Origin of the sequence: Kineococcus deserti, from assembly GCF_050871945.1 — a bacterium.
Classification (GTDB): domain Bacteria; phylum Actinomycetota; class Actinomycetes; order Actinomycetales; family Kineococcaceae; genus Kineococcus.
In genome coordinates this window covers 102,349-120,417 of sequence record NZ_JBJLSI010000005.1, presented here as the reverse complement: position 1 = coordinate 120,417, position 18,069 = coordinate 102,349, and the positions used below count along the sequence as shown (strand labels likewise).

General features: G+C 73.8%; 19 protein-coding genes and 1 riboswitch. Of the genes, 12 read left to right on the top strand and 7 right to left on the bottom strand.

Features of this window, described 5'->3' with window-relative positions:
- The first annotated feature begins 67 nt into the window (after window positions 1–67).
- Window positions 68–592 (top strand): peptidylprolyl isomerase, encoded by a 525-nt coding sequence (locus ACRYR2_RS06065; protein WP_432561936.1) that lies wholly within the window; start codon window positions 68–70, stop codon window positions 590–592.
- A gap of 48 nt (window positions 593–640) precedes the next feature.
- On the top strand, window positions 641–1,468 hold the full coding sequence (locus ACRYR2_RS06060) for a rhomboid family intramembrane serine protease (protein ID WP_432561935.1): 828 nt from the start codon (window positions 641–643) through the stop codon (window positions 1,466–1,468).
- Window positions 1,469–1,758: 290 nt separating this feature from the next.
- On the opposite strand, the gene ACRYR2_RS06055 is transcribed toward ACRYR2_RS06060, so the two are convergent.
- Window positions 1,759–2,724: a glycosyltransferase gene (locus tag ACRYR2_RS06055; RefSeq protein ID WP_432561934.1), complete on the bottom strand. Its 966-nt coding sequence runs from the start codon at window positions 2,722–2,724 to the stop codon at window positions 1,759–1,761.
- A 112-nt stretch (window positions 2,725–2,836) separates the two neighbouring features.
- The gene (locus ACRYR2_RS06050; protein ID WP_432561933.1) at window positions 2,837–3,169 is read right to left on the bottom strand and encodes a cell division protein CrgA; all 333 of its coding nucleotides are present in this window, start codon (window positions 3,167–3,169) and stop codon (window positions 2,837–2,839) included.
- Window positions 3,170–3,306: 137 nt separating this feature from the next.
- Between ACRYR2_RS06050 and ACRYR2_RS06045 the strand changes: the two genes are divergently transcribed.
- The 5 genes from ACRYR2_RS06045 (at window position 3,307) to ACRYR2_RS06025 (ending at window position 7,029) form a co-directional block, all read left to right on the top strand.
- Window positions 3,307–4,035 (top strand): DUF881 domain-containing protein, encoded by a 729-nt coding sequence (locus ACRYR2_RS06045; RefSeq protein WP_432561932.1) that lies wholly within the window; start codon window positions 3,307–3,309, stop codon window positions 4,033–4,035.
- Window positions 4,035–4,742 carry a class E sortase gene (locus ACRYR2_RS06040; protein ID WP_432561931.1) on the top strand — a complete coding sequence of 236 codons (708 nt, stop codon included), beginning with the start codon at window positions 4,035–4,037 and terminating at the stop codon, window positions 4,740–4,742. Before ACRYR2_RS06045 ends, ACRYR2_RS06040 begins: the two co-directional genes overlap by 1 nt.
- 2 nt (window positions 4,743–4,744) lie before the next feature.
- Window positions 4,745–4,906, top strand: a complete 162-nt coding sequence (locus tag ACRYR2_RS06035) for a hypothetical protein (protein WP_432561930.1) — start codon at window positions 4,745–4,747, stop codon at window positions 4,904–4,906.
- A 45-nt stretch (window positions 4,907–4,951) separates the two neighbouring features.
- Complete coding sequence (locus ACRYR2_RS06030) at window positions 4,952–5,404, top strand: hypothetical protein (RefSeq protein WP_432561929.1); 453 nt, start codon at window positions 4,952–4,954, stop codon at window positions 5,402–5,404.
- A 92-nt stretch (window positions 5,405–5,496) separates the two neighbouring features.
- Window positions 5,497–7,029, top strand: a complete 1,533-nt coding sequence (locus ACRYR2_RS06025; RefSeq protein WP_432561928.1) for an LCP family protein — start codon at window positions 5,497–5,499, stop codon at window positions 7,027–7,029.
- A gap of 78 nt (window positions 7,030–7,107) precedes the next feature.
- Here ACRYR2_RS06025 and ACRYR2_RS06020 read toward each other — a convergent pair whose 3' ends face one another.
- Window positions 7,108–7,869, bottom strand: a complete 762-nt coding sequence (locus ACRYR2_RS06020) for a VOC family protein (protein ID WP_432561927.1) — start codon at window positions 7,867–7,869, stop codon at window positions 7,108–7,110.
- A gap of 47 nt (window positions 7,870–7,916) precedes the next feature.
- On the opposite strand from ACRYR2_RS06020, the gene purN reads away from it, so the two are divergent.
- From purN to idi, 5 genes are all read left to right on the top strand, one after another.
- On the top strand, window positions 7,917–8,507 hold the full coding sequence (gene purN / locus ACRYR2_RS06015) for a phosphoribosylglycinamide formyltransferase (protein WP_432561926.1): 591 nt from the start codon (window positions 7,917–7,919) through the stop codon (window positions 8,505–8,507).
- Window positions 8,504–10,075, top strand: coding sequence for a bifunctional phosphoribosylaminoimidazolecarboxamide formyltransferase/IMP cyclohydrolase (gene purH / locus ACRYR2_RS06010; protein ID WP_432561925.1), 1,572 nt, complete (start codon window positions 8,504–8,506; stop codon window positions 10,073–10,075). The genes purN and purH overlap by 4 nt, the downstream gene beginning before the upstream one ends.
- A 16-nt stretch (window positions 10,076–10,091) precedes the next feature.
- The gene (locus ACRYR2_RS06005) at window positions 10,092–10,376 is read left to right on the top strand and encodes a DUF3017 domain-containing protein (protein WP_432561924.1); all 285 of its coding nucleotides are present in this window, start codon (window positions 10,092–10,094) and stop codon (window positions 10,374–10,376) included.
- Window positions 10,377–10,423: 47 nt separating this feature from the next.
- Window positions 10,424–10,506, top strand: a riboswitch (SAM riboswitch).
- 9 nt (window positions 10,507–10,515) lie between these two features.
- Window positions 10,516–11,649, top strand: a complete 1,134-nt coding sequence (sfnG, locus tag ACRYR2_RS06000) for a dimethylsulfone monooxygenase SfnG (protein ID WP_432561923.1) — start codon at window positions 10,516–10,518, stop codon at window positions 11,647–11,649.
- A 120-nt stretch (window positions 11,650–11,769) separates the two neighbouring features.
- Window positions 11,770–12,309, top strand: coding sequence for an isopentenyl-diphosphate Delta-isomerase (gene idi / locus ACRYR2_RS05995; RefSeq protein ID WP_432561922.1), 540 nt, complete (start codon window positions 11,770–11,772; stop codon window positions 12,307–12,309).
- Here the strand turns inward: idi and ACRYR2_RS05990 are convergent.
- From ACRYR2_RS05990 to ACRYR2_RS05975, 4 genes are all read right to left on the bottom strand, one after another.
- Window positions 12,266–14,920, bottom strand: coding sequence for an AAA family ATPase (locus ACRYR2_RS05990; protein WP_432561921.1), 2,655 nt, complete (start codon window positions 14,918–14,920; stop codon window positions 12,266–12,268). The two genes, idi and ACRYR2_RS05990, sit on opposite strands and share 44 nt — an antisense overlap.
- On the bottom strand, window positions 14,917–16,044 hold the full coding sequence (locus ACRYR2_RS05985) for a metallophosphoesterase family protein (protein ID WP_432562010.1): 1,128 nt from the start codon (window positions 16,042–16,044) through the stop codon (window positions 14,917–14,919). Before ACRYR2_RS05985 ends, ACRYR2_RS05990 begins: the two co-directional genes overlap by 4 nt.
- A 92-nt stretch (window positions 16,045–16,136) precedes the next feature.
- The gene (locus ACRYR2_RS05980; protein WP_432561920.1) at window positions 16,137–16,379 is read right to left on the bottom strand and encodes an acyl-CoA carboxylase subunit epsilon; all 243 of its coding nucleotides are present in this window, start codon (window positions 16,377–16,379) and stop codon (window positions 16,137–16,139) included.
- 13 nt (window positions 16,380–16,392) lie between these two features.
- A complete protein-coding gene (locus ACRYR2_RS05975; RefSeq protein ID WP_432561919.1) occupies window positions 16,393–18,003 on the bottom strand; it encodes an acyl-CoA carboxylase subunit beta in 1,611 nt (536 codons plus the stop codon).
- Window positions 18,004–18,069: the final 66 nt, after the last annotated feature.

The window sequence follows — 18,069 nt, the reverse complement described above, 5'->3', positions numbered from 1 at the left end:
GCAGGTGCGCCCATCGCGCCAGTAGAGCCCCGCGAGCGCCGTGCAGGAGCCGTGGAAGGATGAGCGCATGTACGCCACCCTGCACACCAACCACGGCGACATCCGCCTGGAACTGTTCGAGAACCACGCCCCCAAGACGGTGGCGAACTTCGTCGGCCTCGCCGAAGGCACGAAGGAGTGGCAGGACCCGGCCACGGGTGAGAAGAAGAGCGAGCCGTTCTACGACGGCCTGACCTTCCACCGCATCATCGACGGCTTCATGATCCAGGGCGGCTGCCCGCGTGGGGACGGCCGCGGCGGCCCGGGCTACCAGTTCGACGACGAGATCCACCCCGACCTGCGCTTCGACAAGAAGTACCTGCTGGCCATGGCCAACGCCGGCAAGATCGCCGGGCACGGCACCAACGGCTCGCAGTTCTTCATCACCGTGGCCCCCACCGGGCACCTCAACGGCCGCCACACGATCTTCGGCGAGGTCGCCGACGACGCCAGCCGCGCCGTCGTGGACGCGATCGCGACCGTTCCGGTCGGGCCGGCCGACGCCCCGCGCGACCCGGTCGTCATCACCTCGGTCGACGTCGAGCGCGACTGAGGACACCTGGACTCGAACGACGGGGGCGTCCCGCGCGTTGATCCTCACGTGAGCGACGTCCCCGTCTGTCCCCGCCACCCCGACCGCGAGTCGTGGGTGCGCTGCCAGCGCTGCGGCCGGCCCACCTGCCCGCAGTGCCAGCGGCCCGCGGCCGTCGGCGTGCAGTGCGTCGACTGCGTGGCCGAGGGCAACAAGGGGGTCCGGCAGCCCCGGGGCACCTTCGGCGGTGCCCTCAGCAGCCGGGACACCCTCGTCACCAAGGTGCTCATCGGCGCCTGTCTGGTGATGTTCGCCGGCCGGTACGTGCTGCCGGGGTCGGTCTACGACTGGCTGCCCCTGGTCAACGGGTACTACCTCAACGCCTTCAGCCCGGACACCTGGTGGCAGCCGATCACGTCGGCGTTCCTGCACGGCGGCGTGCTGCACCTGCTGCTGAACGTGTACGCCCTGTGGATCACCGGTCAGTACCTCGAACCCCTGCTGGGCCGGGCCCGGTTCACCGCGCTGTACGTGGTCTCCGCCCTCGGCGGGGCGGCCGGTGGGCTGCTGCTGCCCGGGACGGAGGACAGCACCCTGGTCGGCGCCTCGGGAGCCATCTTCGGGCTGTTCGCGGCGCTGTTCGTCGTCAACCGGCACCTGGGGCGGCAGACCGGCCAGATCGCCGCGCTCATCGCGATCAACTTCTTCATCGGGGTGTTCGTCGCGAACATCTCCTGGCAGGCCCACCTGGGGGGTCTGCTCACCGGCGCGGCCGTCGCGGCGTGCATGGCCCGTGGCCGGCGCGGCAAGCCGCTGGTGCAGTGGGTCGGCACGGGCGCCGTCGCGCTCGTCGTCCTGGGGTTGCTGGCCTACGCGGCGACGCGTTCGCCCTTCTGACCCAGCGGACCTGCCCGCGCCCGCTTCCTCCGGGTCTCGGCGCCACGCGCGGACGGCGCTCCCGCCTTGTCCACAGGCTTTTCGCACAGGTGTGCGAACACCTCGTCGTCGTCCACCGGTTGTGGGCACCCTTGTGGACTCCCACCCCCGTTACCCACAGCCGTCCACAGGGTGTGGACGAAGCGGTGGACAGTGATTGTGGACAACGGCGCCGTCATCCCCAGCTGTCCACAACTCGTCCCCAAGCAGTGGACAACCCGCCCGCGCGCCCAACGACCTCCTGGCGGCGCTCAGCCGACCTTGTCCGCGGTGTCGGGAACGTCCTCGGCGGCTCCCCGGGCGACCGGCGGGACCGACGGGGCGTCCCGGCCCTCGGCCCACCGCGACGTCTGGGCCGCCAGGTCCTCCCAGTACCGCGGCCGCCCGGCCGGGGCCGGGGCGAGCCAGCCGTCCTCCATGTGGGTGCACACGGCGGGGTCGGCCGCGGCCAGCCGGCGACGCCGCGACGGGCGGCGCAGGGAGGCCAGGTCCACCGCCCCGCGCGTGAGCGTGAGGTAGAGCGCACGGGCCAGCCGCACCGCAGGGTTGGTCGAACCGCCCGGGTGGTGGTGGACCAGGTCGCGGGCCGTGAAGCGGGGGATGCCCTGCACGGCGAGCAGGCTGGTGTGGTCGAAGTCGCCGCCGGACAGGCAGCACAGCACCAGCAGCAGGTGGTCCTCGCGCAGCGCCCCCAGGCGGACGGCGAACGTGCTGGTGGTGCTCTCGTGCGGCACCCAGCGCACCACGTCGGCCGGCACCGAGTCCTCACCGCGCTCGGTGCGCGGGCGACGCCACTCCGGCACCCGGCCCTCGATGTCGTCGTGGGTCCCGATCCCGTAGGGCGCGAAGTACTCCACCCGGCCGCGGCCGGCGGCCGTGGCCAGCGAGCGCAGGGCGTCCGGGCGCCACAGGTAGTCGTCCTCGGCGAACAGCACGGCGTCGCTGTCGGCCCACTCCGAGCGCACCGCGAGCTTCAGGGCCGCCAGGTAGCTGGCCCGGTTGCTGCCGCCGGTGATGGCGTGGACGCGACCGTGGGCCCGCATCAGCGACAGCCGGTCGGCCGGGATCGGGCCGTCGTTCAGGAAGACGACGTCGACCGGCGAGTCCGCCTCGGCGACGGCCCGCAGGAAGGACTGCAGCGCGAGCTGCTTGGAGTACCAGGACGGTCGGCCCTTGGCGTTCTCACCGCCGTGGGATCTGTAGACGACGTGCAGCACTCGGCCCCCTGGTCGGTGTCGATCGGCGGCGACAGCGTAACCGTGACGCGGGGGAAGAGATGACGTCCCGCGTTCGGGCGTCACCCGAAGTGAGCAACCCGTCGTCGCAGCGTCAGCGCCAGCGGGTCGTCATGGCGAACCCGACGAGCACCAGCGCGAAACCGGCGACGAGGTTCCAGTTCTCCCAGCCCGGCACCGGCAGCAGGGCGCTGGACAGGTAGAAGACCACGATCCACAGCAACCCCACGACCATGAAGGCCACCATGAGGAAGATCCACCAGCGGGGCGTCAGCGTGTTCTTCCGCTTGATCGCGCCCTCGGCGTCGGCCACGGCACCGCCGGACCCGCCCCTGCGGCCGCGCCGGCCGCCCGTGACCTTCCCCGTGACCTCGCCGGCGGCGTCGCTCGTCACGTCCGTCTCGTCGGACTTCTTGCGGCGGGCCACGGCGAACCTCCAGTCGGGGGTGGACGGAGACGGGTCACGTCCCCTCCCTGGTAAGCGTAGTGCGACGATCGCTGTGCGGTGGGTCTCCGGGTCGCTCATCAGGGGGGCGTGTGACTGGTCGTCGGACGGGCCGACGCGTGCTCCGTCACGCGGGGGTGGCCGCCGTGCTCGCCGCGGCGGGTCTGCTGTTCGCCACCAGCGCGCTGACCTCCGGCGGAACGGACCTGCGCTCGGAGGCGGCCGACCTCGGATCGCTCGTGGCCCAGCGATCCCAGGAGAACTCCGAGCGCGCCACCCGGGTCTCCGCCCTGCGTTCGGAGGTCGACGCCCTGAGCCGGGACGCCCAGCAGCCCCTCGGAGGGGACGCGGGGGAGGACCCGCTGGCCGACCCGGGCCTGGGGACGGCCTCGGGGGCGCTCGCGGTCACCGGCCCGGGCCTGACCGTCACCCTCGACGACGCCCCGACCGAGGAGCCGCGGCCGGCCGGCGCGACCCCCGACGACCTCGTCGTGCACCAGCAGGACGTCGAGGCCGTCGTCAACGCGCTGTGGGCCGGTGGCGCGGAGGCCATGGTGATCATGGACCAGCGGATCGTGGCGACGTCCGCCGTGCGCTGCGTCGGCAACGTCCTGGTGCTGCAGGGCCGCACGTACTCCCCGCCCTACCGGATCAGCGCGATCGGCGACGTCGACCGCCTGCACGCCGCCCTCGACGACTCCGCGGAGGTCTCGATCTACCAGCAGTACGTGGCCGCCTACGGGCTCGGCTACCAGGTGTCCGACGTCGACGACCTGCAGGTGCCCGCCTTCGACGGCACGACGCGGGCGACCTACGCCCGCGTCCCGGCGACCGGGGGAGGCCGGTGATGCGCCGCGCCGTGTCGGTGCTCGGCGAGCTCCTGGTCACCGCGGGGGTGCTGACGCTGCTGTTCGTCGTCTGGCAGCTGTACTGGACGGACCTGACCTCGGGCCGGGCGCAGGCCTCGACCGTCAGCTCCCTGGAGCAGCAGTGGGCCGCGCAGGCGCCGACCCCGACCCCGACCGCCCCGACCGCGACCGCGACGGCCCCGACGGTCGACGTCGACGAGACGCCGCCGACGGGGGACGCGTTCGCCATCGTCTACGTCCCGCGGTGGGGCAGTGACTACGCCGTGCCCGTCGTGGAGGGCACCGGGACCGAGGAGCTGAAGGAGGGCATCGGGCACTACGCCGACACCGCGATGCCCGGTGAGGTCGGCAACTTCGCGATCGCGGGTCACCGCGTGACCTACGGCAAGCCGTTCAACCGCGTCGAGGAGCTGCAGGACGGCGACGCCGTCGTCGTCGCCACGGCCACGCAGTGGTTCACCTACCGGGTGCGCTCGCACGAGATCGTCAGCCCCCGGCAGGTCTCCGTCATCGCGCCCGTGCCGGACCAGCCGGGGGCGACCCCGACGCAGGCGTGGCTGACGATGACGGCCTGCCACCCGAAGCACTCGGCGCGGCAGCGGTTCGTCGTGCACGCCGAGCTGGAGTCGGTGCAGGACCGGTCGGCGGGGGCACCGGCGTCGCTGGCCGCCGTGGGAGGGAACTGAGCGTGTACGGGTTGTGGTGGCGGGTCCTGCCCGGTCCGTGGTGGCTGCGGGCACTGATCAGCCTGCTGGTGGCCGCCGGGGTCGTGCTGCTGTGCTTCACCGTCGTCTTCCCGGCGATCGCGGACCACCTGGCGATCAACGACGGAACCGTCGAGGGGCAGTGACCCGTTCCCTCTGGGAGCATCGCAGCAAGCGACCAGGGGGACGGGATGTCGAGCGAGTACGCACCGGGCGGCGGGTACGGCAACGAGGGCTACGGCGAGCCGTACGCGGCCCCGAAGAACGGCGCCGGCGTGGCCGGTCTGGTCCTGGGGATCGTGGCGCTGCTGCTGCTGTTCACGGTGATCGGTGCCCCGGTCAGCCTGCTCCTGGCGGTCATCGGCCTGATCGCGTCCATCATCGGCTTCCGCCGCGTCGGACGCCGCCGGGCGACCAACCGCGGCGTGGCCCTCACCGGCCTGGTGCTCAACGTGCTGGCCCTGCTGGTCAGCGCGGTCATCACGGCGTTCCTCGTCGCGGGCCTGGCCTACGTGCTGAACAACGGTGGCGGCGAGGCCTGGGACTGCCTGCTGGAGGCGAACGGCGACCAGGCCGCGACCCAGCAGTGCGTGGACCGGCTGAACGAGCAGAACGGCGTGCAGTCGCTCCCGGCGGTCCCCTGAGTTCCGTTCGAGTGTGAAGGGCTCGCGGACACGCTGCGCAACTGTGCCCGGTGCCTTCGAGCCCCGGCCCGTTCCGGCCGTACGGTGACGACGTGTCCACTCCCACCGGTCAGGAACCCCCGCGCGACGTCCCCGGCGCGGGTCGTCTCGCCCGCGGCCGGCACGCCAGCCACGCCCACGGCACCGCGTACAAGCTGCTGCGCGGGTTCCTGGTCGCCGCCGTCGTCCTGACCGTGCTGGCCACCGGCGGCGGGGTGTACGCCTTCTACCGGCTGCAGGGCAACATCCAGGCCGAGGACATCACGGACCTGCTGGGCGACGACCGGCCGTCCGACGAGGCCACCGAGGACCCCACGACCGGTCAGGACGCGGTCAACATCCTGGTCATGGGCAGCGACACCCGGGCGCTGTCGGACGGCTCGGGCGACGCCTACGGCGGCGAGGCCGCCGACCCCGGCGCCCGCTCGGACACCACCGTCCTGGTGCACCTGGCCGCGGACCGGCAGAGCGCGACGCTGGTGAGCATCCCGCGCGACTCGATGGTGGACATCCCGGCGTGCACCGCCTCGGACGGCACGACGACGGCGGCGCACAAGGGCCAGTTCAACTCCGCCTTCTCCGAGGGCGGGGCGGCCTGCACGATCAAGACGGTGGAGTCCACGACCGGGGTGCTCGTCGACCACTACGTCGTCGTCGACTTCAGCGGGTTCCGCTCCATGATCGACGCCCTGGGCGGGGTGACGATCTGCACGCCGGAGGACATCGAGGACGCCAAGGCCAACCTCTACCTGCCCGCCGGGACGCAGCAGGTCGACGGCGAGACCGCGCTGGCCTACGCCCGGGTGCGCTACATCGGCGACGGCTCGGACCTGTCGCGCATCAACCGCCAGCAGGCGCTCATGAGCTCGATCGTGCAGAAGGTCACCAGCTCGCAGATGCTGCTGCGCCCGGACCAGCTGTACGGCTTCCTCAACGCCGCGACGAGCTCGGTGACCACCGACACCGAGCTGGCCAGCCTGTCGCAGATCGCCTCGCTGGCCCAGAGCCTGCAGAAGATGCCCTCCGACGGCGTGCAGTTCGTCACCGTCCCGACCGAGCCGTACACGGCGGACGAGAACCGCGTGCAGTGGACCGACGCGGCGGACACGCTGTGGGCGCAGATCCGCACCGACACCGCCGGCCCGGCCGCGGCCACCCCCACCGCGTCGGCGACGGCGGACCCCTCGACCAGCTCGCAGCTGCTGGTGGCGCCCTCGAGCATCTCGGTGCAGGTGCTCAACGTGGGTGCCCCGGCGGGCACGGCCGGCACGGTCGCGCAGCAGCTGGCCGACGTCGGTTTCCTCGGCGGCGGCACCGGGGACGGCCAGGCCACCGACCCCGGCGCGGACGTCCTGGTCCGCTACGGCACCGACCGCGCCGACTCGGCGAACACCGTGGCGGCCGCGTTCGGCGGGGCGGAGACCCGGCTCGACCCGAGCCTGGGCCGCAACGTCGTCGTGGAGGTGGCCAGCGCGGACGTGACCGTCACCGACGTCCGCTCGCGCGTGACCGGCACCGAGACGCCGTCGGCGACCCCGAGCCCGACGTTCACCGCCCGCGTCGCCAGCGACGACATCTGCGCCTGAAAGGCCCGCGAGTTCGGACCGTTGACGCATCGGGCCGGACCTACCGGCCCGATGCGTCAACGGTCCCCACCCCCGACCTCAGCGGTCGGGCTGCGCGGCGCCGGCCGGCGGGGTGAAGACGGCGAACTGCGCGCCCTCGGGGTCGGCGAGCCGGGCCATCCGGCCGTAGTCGCTGTCGTGCGCGGCCTCCACCACCGCGCCGCCCGCCGCCTGCGCGGCCGACACCGCGGCGTCGACGTCCTCGACGCCGAAGTAGACCAGCCACCCCGGTTCCGAGCCCCACAACGGCCCGATCCCGCCGACGGGGTGGGGGGCGTCGGGGTTGGTGACGGTGCCGTACTCCTCGAACAGCGGCTCGAACCTCCACCCGAACACCGCGGCGTAGAACTCCCGCGAGGCGGCCGGGTCGGCCGAGCGCAGGTCCTCCCAGTTCAGGCCACCGGGGCCGTTGACCCAGAAGGACTTCGGCTGCTCGCCCTGCTGGAACAGCCCGACGGGAGCGCCGGTGGGATCGGCGACCACGGCGACACGGCCGAACTCGCCGATGTCCATCGCCGGCACCACCACCGTCCCGCCCGCGGCGCCGGCCCGGCCGACCGTCTCGTCGAGGTCGCGCGTGGCGATGAACAGGGTCCAGGAGCGCGGGCCGTTGCGGCCGATGCTCGCCGCGGCGTGCCCGTCGACCCGGCAGATGAGCGTTCCGTCGTGCCCGGGGCCGGTCTCGTCCGTGCTCCAGCCCAGGACTGCGCCGTAGAAGGCGGCCGCGGCCGCCGGGTCGGTGCTCGACAACTCCGCCCACGACGGCACACCCGTGGGCCACGGTTCGGTGCGGATCGTCATGCGCCGAGTTTCGGGGAAGTCCCGCCGGAGCACTAGAGTCTCGCCCCGTGCCTGCACGAGTGGTCGTCCTCGCGTCCGGATCCGGGTCGACGCTGCAGGCCCTGCTCGACTCATCCGACGACGCCTTCGAGATCGTCGCCGTCGGCTCGGACAAGGCGGGCGTCCAGGCCCTCGACCGCGCCGCCGCCGCGGGTGTCGAGACCTTCACCGTCGCCCCCGCCGACCACGTCGACCGGCCCGCCTGGGACGCCGCGCTGGCCGCCGAGGTGGCCCGCCGCGAGCCCGACCTGGTCGTCCTGGCGGGGTTCATGCGCATCCTGGGCGCTCCGATGGTCGAGGCGTTCGGCGGGCGGATGGTCAACACCCACCCCGCCCTGCTGCCGTCCTTCCCCGGCGCGCACGGCGTGCGCGACGCCCTCGCGCACGGCGTGAAGATCACCGGCTGCACGGTCCACCTCGTCGACGCCGGCGTCGACACCGGCCCGATCCTGGACCAGGCCGCCGTGCCCGTGCTGCCCGACGACGACGAGACGTCGCTGCACGAACGCATCAAGACCCGCGAGCGCGAACTGCTCGTCGACGTCGTGGGCCGGCTGGCCCGGGCGATGAACACCACCGAGAGGACGGCATCCCGTTGAGCGACCCCCAGGCTGCGAAGATCCCCGTTGAGCGCGCCCTGATCAGCGTCTACGACAAGACCGGCCTCGAGGAGCTCGCCCACGGCCTGCACGCCGCGGGCGTCGCCATCGTCTCCACCGGCTCCACCGCCTCGCGCATCGCCGCCGCCGGCGTCCCGGTCACCCCCGTGGAGGAGCTGACCGGCTTCCCCGAGTGCCTCGACGGCCGGGTCAAGACGCTGCACCCGCGCGTGCACGCCGGGATCCTCGCCGACCGCCGGCTGCCCGACCACGTCCGCCAGCTCGCCGAGCTCGACGTCGAACCGTTCGACCTCGTCGTGGTGAACCTGTACCCGTTCGCGGCGACCGTGGCCTCCGGCGCCGGGTACGACGACGTCGTCGAGCAGATCGACATCGGCGGTCCCTCGATGGTGCGCGCCGCCGCGAAGAACCACCCGAGCGTCGCCGTGGTCGTCGACCCCGCCCGCTACGCCGACGTGCTGAGCGCCGTGGCCGACGGCGGGTTCGACCTGACCGACCGCAAGCGGCTGGCCGCCGCGGCCTTCGCGCACACCGCGGCCTACGACACCGCGGTCGCGTCCTGGTTCGCCGAGCAGACGCTGTCCACCGAGGACGAGGGCTGGCCGGCCGTGACCGGCACGGCCCTGGAGCGCACCGCCGTCCTGCGCTACGGCGAGAACCCGCACCAGCAGGCGGCGGTCTACGCCGACCCGACGTCCGAGCCCGGCATCGCGCAGGCCGTCCAGCTGCACGGCAAGGCCATGTCCTACAACAACTACGTCGACGCCGACGCCGCCCTGCGCGCCGCGTACGACTTCACCGGCCCGGCCGTCGCGGTGATCAAGCACGCCAACCCCTGCGGCATCGCCACCGGCACCGACGTCGCCGACGCGCACGCCAAGGCGCACGCCTGCGACCCGGTCTCGGCCTACGGCGGGGTCATCGCCGCCAACCGGCCCGTGACGGCGGCGATGGCCGCGCAGATCGCGCCGGTGTTCACCGAGGTCGTCATCGCCCCCGGGTTCGAGCCGGAGGCGCTGGAGGTGCTGCAGGCCAAGAAGAACGTCCGGCTGCTGCAGCTGCCCGAGGGCTACTCCCGTCGTCCGCAGGAGTGGCGCCACGTCTCCGGCGGGGTGCTCGTGCAGACCCTCGACGCCATCGACGCCGACGGTGACGCACCCGCGAACTGGACCCTGGCCGCCGGGGAGGCCGCCGACGAGCAGACCCTGGCCGACCTCGAGTTCGCCTGGCGGGCCGTGCGTTCGGTGCGCTCCAACGCGATCCTGCTGGCCGCCGACGGCGCGTCCGTCGGGGTCGGGATGGGCCAGGTCAACCGCGTCGACTCCTGCAAGCTGGCCGTCTCGCGCGCCGAGGACCGGGCCGCCGGCTCGGTCGCGGCCTCCGACGCGTTCTTCCCGTTCGCCGACGGCGCGCAGATCCTCATCGACGCCGGCGTGAAGGCCATCGTGCAGCCGGGCGGCTCCATCCGGGACGCCGAGGTCGTCGAGGCCGCCACGAAGGCGGGCGTGACGATGTACTTCACCGGCGCGCGCCACTTCGCGCACTGACCGGTACGTTCGTTCCATGAGCACGGCCCCCGAGCGGGTTCCGCCCCCGGGCAACGCGGTCCTGCTGACCCTGGTCGGCGGGATCGCGCTCGCCCTGGCGCTGACCCTGCTCGCGGGGCCGACGCCCGGCGGGATCCTGCTCGGCGCGGACCTCGCGGTCGCCGCCGTCCTGCGGCTGGTGCTGCCGGTCCGCATCGCCGGGGCGCTCGCCGTGCGCTCCCGCGCGCTCGACGTCGCGGTCCTGCTCGTGCTCGCCGTCTCCTGCCTGGTCCTGGCCGGCCTCGTGCCCACCCCCGTCTGACGGGCCGACCCACCCCGCGGCGTGGTGGGTGTGGGTTACGCTGCGACGAACCATCCAGAGCGGCTGAGAGACCTGGCTCCGCGACGCCGCAGCAACCTCTCGGGGGTGCTAACGCCAGGACCGATGGAGGAGCACGCGCATGCCGCTGAAGTTCGCCTACTGGGTCCCGAACGTCTCCGGGGGCCTGGTGGTCTCGACGATCGAGCAACGCACCAGCCACGACCCGGCCTACAACGTCGAGGTCGCGCGGGCCGCCGAGCGCGTCGGCTTCGAGTACGCCCTGACCCAGGTCCGCTACCTCGCCTCCTACGGTGCCGACGCGCAGCACGAGTCGACGTCGTTCTCGCTGGCGCTGCTGCTGGCCACCGAGCGGCTCAAGGTCATCGCCGCCGTCCACCCCTTCTTCTGGCACCCGGGCGTGCTGGCCAAGTTCGCCGCGACCACCCAGGAGCTGACGCAGAACCGGCTCGCGCTCAACGTCGTCTCCGGCTGGTTCAAGGACGAGGCGACGCAGCTGGGCGTCACCTGGCACGAGCACGACGACCGGTACAAGCAGTCCGAGGAGTTCATCCGGCTGCTGCGCGGGGTCTGGGGCCAGGACGGGTACAGCCAGCAGGGCGACTTCTTCAACGCCACCGACATCACCTTCCGACCGCAGCCGACGGCGCCGCCCGAGGTGTTCCAGGGCGGCAACTCGACTGCGGCGCAGGCGATGGCGGGCCGGGTCAGCGACTGGTACTTCATGAACGGCAAGTCGATCGCCGACGCCGCCACCGGGGTCAGGGAGGTCAGCGCGCTGGCCGCCGCCAACGGCCGGTCGGTGCGGTTCGGGCTCAACGGGTTCGCGCTGGTGCGCGACACCCGCGCCGAGGCCGAGGCCGTGCTGGAGGAGATCATCGCCAAGGCCGACGTCGCCAAGGTCGAGGGGTTCGGGGCCGCGGTCCAGGAGGCCGGGAACTCCACGAGCGACCGCAAGGGCATGTGGGCCGACAGCGAGTTCCGTGATCTGGTGCAGTACAACGACGGTTTCCGCACCGGGCTCGTCGGAACCCCCGACGAGGTCGCCCGGCGCGTGCTGGCCTACGAACTCGTCGGCGTCGACCTGCTGCTGCTGGGCTTCCTGCACGTCAAGGAGGAGGTCGAGGCGTTCGGCGAACTCGTCATCCCGCGCGTGCGGGAGCTCGAGGCGCGGCTGGCCGCGGGGGAGGACCTGCAGCTCGGCGCCGAACTGGACGAGGCGGTGGCCGCGGCCACCCTCAAGGTCCCCGCCTGAGCTCACCCGTGGGCCGGCGGAGCCCCCGGACCGGCCCGGCGACGACCGCGCCCGGGGACCGCCGACGGTGTCGCGGCGTTCCTCGCGCGCGGGAGGCCCGGGACCGCTTACGGTGCGCAGGTGACTCTCGCGCCCACTGCCGACCCGACCACCGAGCTGGTCGTCCTGCTGACCGAGGACGGCACCCCGTGCGGAACGGCGCGCAAGGCCGACGTGCACCACACCAGCACCCCGCTGCACCTGGCGTTCTCCTGCTGGATCCTGGACGACGCCGGTCGCACGCTGCTGACCCGGCGGGCGGCCGTCAAGCGCACCTGGCCGGGGGTGTGGACGAACTCGTTCTGCGGTCACCCGGGGCCGGGGGAGGAACCCGCCGACGCCGTGGTGCGGCGGGCCGTGCAGGAACTCGGCGCCCCCGTCGAGGGGGTGGAGCCGCTGCTGCCGAACTTCCGCTACCGCGCGGTGATGGACGACGGGACGGTCGAGAACGAGGTCTGCCCGGTGTTCAGCGCCCGGCTGGCCGGCGAACTCCACCTCGACCCCGACGAGGTCGACGACTCCCGGTGGGTGGACCTGGCCGGGCTGCGCGCGCTCGTCGCCGCCGACCCGCAGCCGTTCAGCCCGTGGATGCGCTGGCAGCTGGAGCAGCTGCAGAGCTGACGGCCTCGTCCAGCCGGACCACGGTGGCGCCCCGGATCGCGCCGTGCACACCCGGGCCGGGCGCGAGCAGCAGCACCTGGCTGGTGGGGGCGACGTGCTCGAACACCGCCGCGAGCCGTTGCAGCCGTGCGGGATCGGAGTGCCCCAGGGCGTCGTCGAGGACGACGGGAACCCCGTCGGCGGGATCGACGAGCGTGGCGCACGCCAGCCGCAGCAGCACCGCCAGCTGTTCACGCGCCCCGGTCGAGAGCTGCTCGTAGGCGACGGTGCGGCCCTGCAGGGTGCGGGCGGTGATGCGCAGGTCGTCGTCCAGGGTGATGCGGAAGGTGTCGCCGTAGACCGCGCGGCCCAGTTCCTCCAGCCGGTCGGTGAAGGGGGAGACGTACCGGCGGCGCTGGGTGTCCCGGTGCTTCTCGAGGGTCTGGTGCAGCAGGCGGGCCGCGGCCGCGCGGCGGGCCAGGGACTCGAACTCCTGCGCCAGGCGCTGCACGCGGGACTCGGCCTCGTCCCACACCTCCTGCCGCGCCTCGCCCTCCATGACGGACAACCGCGCCTCCAGGCGCACCAGCTCGGCGTCGAGCGCGTCGCGGCGGTCGGTGAGCCTCGTCAGCTCGGCCTGCACGTCGCGCGCGCGCACGAGCACGGTGTCGGCGTCGCGCGCGGCGAGGTCGGCCTCCAGGGCGGCGACCTCGGCGCGAGTGCGCTCGGCCGCCCCCTGCGCCTCCTGCGCGGTGCGTTCCAGGTCGGCGTCGTCCCGGGTCGCGCGGGCCTCGGTGAGGCGCCGGGCGGCGGTGGCGGCCTCCGTGCGGGCGACCTGCAGGGCCGCCTCGAGCGCGGCCAGCTCGCCGGCCAGCCGGTCGGCCTCCCGGGCGGCGGCGCTGGCCTGCGCCTGCCCCTGCCGGGCCTGCGACCGGATGCGCTGCAACGACTCCCGTGCCACCTGCTCGGCCTCGCGGGCGGCGGGCAGGTCCAGCGGGTGCTCGTCGTCCCCCGGCAGGTCCGCGAGCAGCCGGTCGGCCTCGGCCTGCAGCTCGGCCGGGCCGGCCTCGGCGGTCAGGTGGGTCAACCGGCCCCGCGCCAGGTCCAGCGCGGACTGGGCGGCCCGCCGCTCCTCGTGGGCGGCGCGGGCCGTGGCGACGTCCTCGACCCCGGCCCCGGTCAGCAGGTCGTGCAGCGCGGCCTGCGCCGCGTCGAGATCGTCGGCCAGCGAGCCAGTGTCGGCGCCCGGCAGGACCCGGACGGTGGCGAAACCGGCGACGCCCACTGTCAGCGGCCGGGTGGCCGAGTGCTCGGCGACCGTCCCGGCGGGCACGGGCGTGCCGTCGACGACGACCTCGACGGCGGTGGCGTCCACCACCACGCGGGCGGCGACGGCCTCGGCCCGGGCCCGCAACCGGCGCAGGGTGTCGTCGGCCTCCTCGATGCGCCGGACCGTCGTCGCGTCGACCCCGAGCCCCGCCAGGGCCGCGCCGGCCGTCCGGACCTCCTCGGCGGCCGCGGCCACGGCCGCCAGCCGGCGCCGGACCTTGCCGAGCGCGTCGCGGTCCTGGCTGCGGCGCAACGCCTCCCGGGCCCGGTCGGAGCTCTCCTGGGCGCTGTCGAGGGCGGCGGTGAGTTCCTCGGCGCCGGTGGCCGCCGCGGTGGCGCGCGCCCGGGCCTCGTCCACGGCGGGGCGCAGGGCGCCGATCCGGGTCACGTCCCGCTCGAGCGCGGCCGTGCGGCGGGCGTGGTCGTCGGCCTCGCGCCGGCGGGCGGCCAGCGCGCTCCGCGCGTCGGCGGCCGCCTGCTCCGCCGTCGCGGCCTGCTCCCGGACCGCGTCGAGGCGGTCGCGGCGGGCCAGGAGGTCGGCGACGAGGTCGGTCAGCGCCTGCGCGCGCTCGGCCGTCTCCTCCAGCGCGGACTGGACGTCGGCGCGCTGCCGGGTGAGGTCGGCGTGCCGCTCGGTGTCGTCGGCGAGCAGGTCGAGGGCCTGCCGGGCCTGGCCGGCCGCCTCCCGGGCCGCGGCGAGCTCCTCGGCGCACGTGCGGTGCCGGCCCGTCGGGCGTCCGGTGCCCGTCCAGAACTGCGCGGACCGTTCGCGGGCCGCCGCGTACAGGTCCTGCGCTCCGTCCCCGTCGGGTTCGGCCGAGCCGGCGGCCGCGTCCAGGGCCGCGGCCAGGGCCGAGCTGCCGCCCAGGGCGGTCGCGTCCGGGGAGGCGTTCTGCAGCATCCGCAGCGCGTTCCACAGGTGCTGGTCGAGGGTCTCGGTGAGGATGTCCCGGACCCGCTGGTGCGCCTCGTCGCCGGTGAGCTGCTCGGCCCGCGGGGCGCAGACGCTCAGCGTCGTCGCGGGCCGGCTGTGCCACTGCTTGCGCACCGTGAACCGGTAGGGACCGGAACTGATCTCGGCCTCGACCACGCTGGCGGCGTCGCGGTGGACGGGTTTGACCGCGAGCACCGCGGCCTTGCGCGAGGAGTGCTTCTCGGTCAGCACCATGTCCAGCGCCTCGAGCATCGAGGACTTGCCGATCTCGTTGGCGCCTTCCAGCACGACGATCCCGTTGTCCGGCAACGACAGTTCGCGGTGCTCGACGCCGCGGAAGTTCTCCAGGAGCAGCCGGTGGACCCTCACCGTGCGGCCCCGCCGGCCAGCCGGAACAGCAACGACAGGGCGTCGCGGGCGGTGCCGGCCTCGGGCCCGTCGCCCTGGGCCAGCGCCGACAGCTCCTCGACGGCGGCGTCGGCGAAACCGCCGATGCCGAGGTCGGCGAGCTCGTCGGCGTCGGCGCGCACGACCAGGTCGGAGTGCCGTTCCCAGTGCTGCACCCCGGCCAGCAGGTCGGCCTGCACGGCGAGCAGGTCGTCCAGGACCGCCTTCTGCCGCACCGACAGCGTGCCGGTCAGGCTGAGGGTGACGACCGTGCGGTCCTTGGCCGGCAGCGCCTCCAGCCGGTTCCGCAGCGCCTCGACGTCCTCGGCGGAGTCGAGCTCGGCGCGCAGGTGGGGGAAGGCCCAGCGGCCGACGTGGACGGGTTCGACCTTGGGCGGGCACGTGCCGCCGACCTCGACGACCAGGACGTTGCCGGGGTCGGTCTCCAGCCGGTCGGTGACCTCCTGGGTGCCGGAGTACCAGAGCGCTCCGGTGCGGCCGACCTGCGTCGTGGAGTGCCGGTCGCCGAGCGCGACGTAGTGGATCCGGCCGTCGGCGACGGCGTCCTCCAGCGGCGCCACCGCGATGCGGGCCGGGTCGTCCCGGTCCGGGGACAGCTCGTCGACGGCGCCGTGGCCGACGACGATCCGCAGGGTTCCGTCGGCCTCCAGCCCGCCCAGGGCCGCCGCGACGAGGTCGTGCGTGGGGTGCTTGGACCTCCACGGCGCGGCGACGACCTCGACGCCGTCGCGCACCGGCACCGGCCCGGCGGTGTCCAGGACGTGGACGTTCGGGGTGCCCCGGACGGCGTCGGAGGCCAGCAGCGAGCCGGCGTCGAGCGGGTCGTGGTTGCCGGGCAGCAGGTACACCGGGACCTCGAAGGCCTTGAGCGCCTCCAGCGCGCGGGACAGGACGCGCGGGCCGACGGCGTTGGACTCCAGCACGTCCCCGCAGACCACGACGAACTCGGCCTCGTGCTCACGGGCGACCCCGGCGATGCGGTGCAGCGCGTCGATGCGCGCGGAGGTGTAGCGGGGCTGGGCGTCGGCGTCGAGGAAGTGCCGGGTCATGCCCAGCTGCCAGTCCGCGGTGTGCACGAACCGCACGGTGCCCGGGGTGGTCGAGCGGGTGTTCGACGCCATGTCCACGACGGTAGGCGAGGCCTCCGACACGACTCCGGCCGACCCGCCCGGCGCCCTCAGCGGGGCAGCGCGCTGGCCCGCCAGGAACCCTGCCCGGGAACCGGCGGCAGACCGAGGCAGTGCCGCCGGTCCGACCACCGCGAGCGCGGGGCCGGGACCACCTCGGGAGGCGGGGTGCGCCGCATCCGCGAGGTCAGCACGACCGTCAGCGCCGCCAGTTCCTCCGGTTCGGGGTTGCCGCGTTCGATCCGCAGGGCCGTCAGCAGTTCGCCGATGCCCTGCGCGTCGTGGTCGCTCACGCCGTTCCTCCCATCACAGCGGGATGTTCCCGTGCTTCTTGGCCGGCAGCGTCGCGCGCTTGGTGGCCAGCGCGCGCAACGCCTTGACGATCTGCACCCGCGTCTCGCTCGGCGCGATGACGGCGTCGACGAAACCGCGTTCGGCGGCCACGTACGGGTTCGCCAGCTGCAGCTCGTACTCGTCGACGAGTTCGCGGCGCCTGGCCTCGACGTCCTCGCCGGCGTCCGCGGTGGCCTTCAGCGTCGCGCGCTGCAGGATGTTCACCGCGCCCTGAGCGCCCATCACGGCGATCTGGGCGCTGGGCCAGGCCAGGCACACGTCGGCGCCCATCTCCTTGCTGCCCATGACGATGTAGGCGCCGCCGTAGGCCTTGCGGGTGATGACCGTGACCAGCGGGACGGTCGCCTCGGCGTAGGCGTAGAGCAGCTTGGCGCCGCGGCGGATGATGCCGTTCCACTCCTGGTCGGTGCCGGGCAGGAAACCCGGCACGTCGACGAAGGTCAGCACCGGGACGTTGAACGCGTCGCACAGCCGCACGAAGCGCGCGGCCTTCTCCGAGGCGTCGATGTCCAGCGTCCCGGCCAGCTGCGAGGGCTGGTTGGCCACGATCCCCACCGGCCGGCCCTCCACGCGGCCGAAGCCGGTGAGGACGTTGGGCGCGAACAGCTCGTGGACCTGCAGGAACTCCTCGTCGTCCAGCACCGCGGCGACGACCCGGGTCATGTCGTACGGCTGGTTGGGCGAGTCCGGGACGATCGAGTCCAGGACCAGGTCGTCGGAGTCGACGAACGCGTCGCGCACGTGCTCGGCCGGCAGCAGCGGAGCTTCGGACAGGTTGTTCGAGGGCAGGTAGGACAGCAGGTCGCGCACGTAGGCGATGGCCTCGTCCTCGCTCTCGGCGAGGTGGTGCGCCACGCCCGAACGGGTGGCGTGCGTGCGTCCGCCGCCGAGCTCCTCGAAGCCGACGTCCTCACCGGTCACGGTGCGGATCACGTCCGGGCCCGTGACGAACATGTGCGAGGTCTCCTCGACCATCACCGTGATGTCGGTCAGGGCGGGGGAGTAGACCGCACCGCCGGCCGAGGGGCCCAGGATGAGCGAGATCTGCGGGACGACGCCGGAGGCGTGGACGTTGCGGCGGAAGATCCGCGCGTACTGCACGAGGGAGGCGACCCCCTCCTGGATGCGGGCGCCGCCGCCGTCGTTGATCCCGATGACGGGGCAGCCCGTCGTCGCGGCGAAGTCCTGCAGCTCGGCGATCTTGGCGCCGTGCTCCTCGCCCAGCGAGCCGCCGAAGGCCGTGAAGTCCTGGGCGTACACGCACACCGGCCGGCCGTCGACCGTCGCGTAGCCGGTGACCACGCCGTCGCCGTCGACGTGCTTGGACGCCATCCCGAAGGCCGTGGCACGGCTGCGCACGAAGCCGCCGCGCTCGACGAAGGAGTCCTCGTCGACCAGGGCGGCGATGCGCTCGCGGGCCGTCTTCTTGCCGCGCGGGTGCTGCTTGGCCGCGGCCCGTTCGTCGGCCGCGCGCACGGCCGCGTCGGCCCGGGCGTGCAGTCCCGCCAGCTGGCCCGCCGTGGTGCGGGGATCAAGCTGCTCTGGTGTCTCGAGACTGCTCACGGGGCGGCAGCGTACGGGACTCCGGGCACCCCGCACCCAGACGTGCGGCACCGGGACCGGTAGCTT

What these genes read in the sequence shown, in the direction of transcription:
- ACRYR2_RS06065 (WP_432561936.1), top strand. Translation starts at nt 68, where the DNA reads ATGTACGCCACCCTGCACACCAACCACGGCGACATCCGCCTGGAACTG.
- ACRYR2_RS06040 (WP_432561931.1), top strand. Translation starts at nt 4,035, where the DNA reads ATGCGCCGCGCCGTGTCGGTGCTCGGCGAGCTCCTGGTCACCGCGGGG.
- ACRYR2_RS06030 (WP_432561929.1), top strand. Translation starts at nt 4,952, where the DNA reads ATGTCGAGCGAGTACGCACCGGGCGGCGGGTACGGCAACGAGGGCTAC.
- ACRYR2_RS06020 (WP_432561927.1), bottom strand. Translation starts at nt 7,869, where the DNA reads ATGACGATCCGCACCGAACCGTGGCCCACGGGTGTGCCGTCGTGGGCG.
- ACRYR2_RS06005 (WP_432561924.1), top strand. Translation starts at nt 10,092, where the DNA reads ATGAGCACGGCCCCCGAGCGGGTTCCGCCCCCGGGCAACGCGGTCCTG.
- sfnG (WP_432561923.1), top strand. Translation starts at nt 10,516, where the DNA reads ATGCCGCTGAAGTTCGCCTACTGGGTCCCGAACGTCTCCGGGGGCCTG.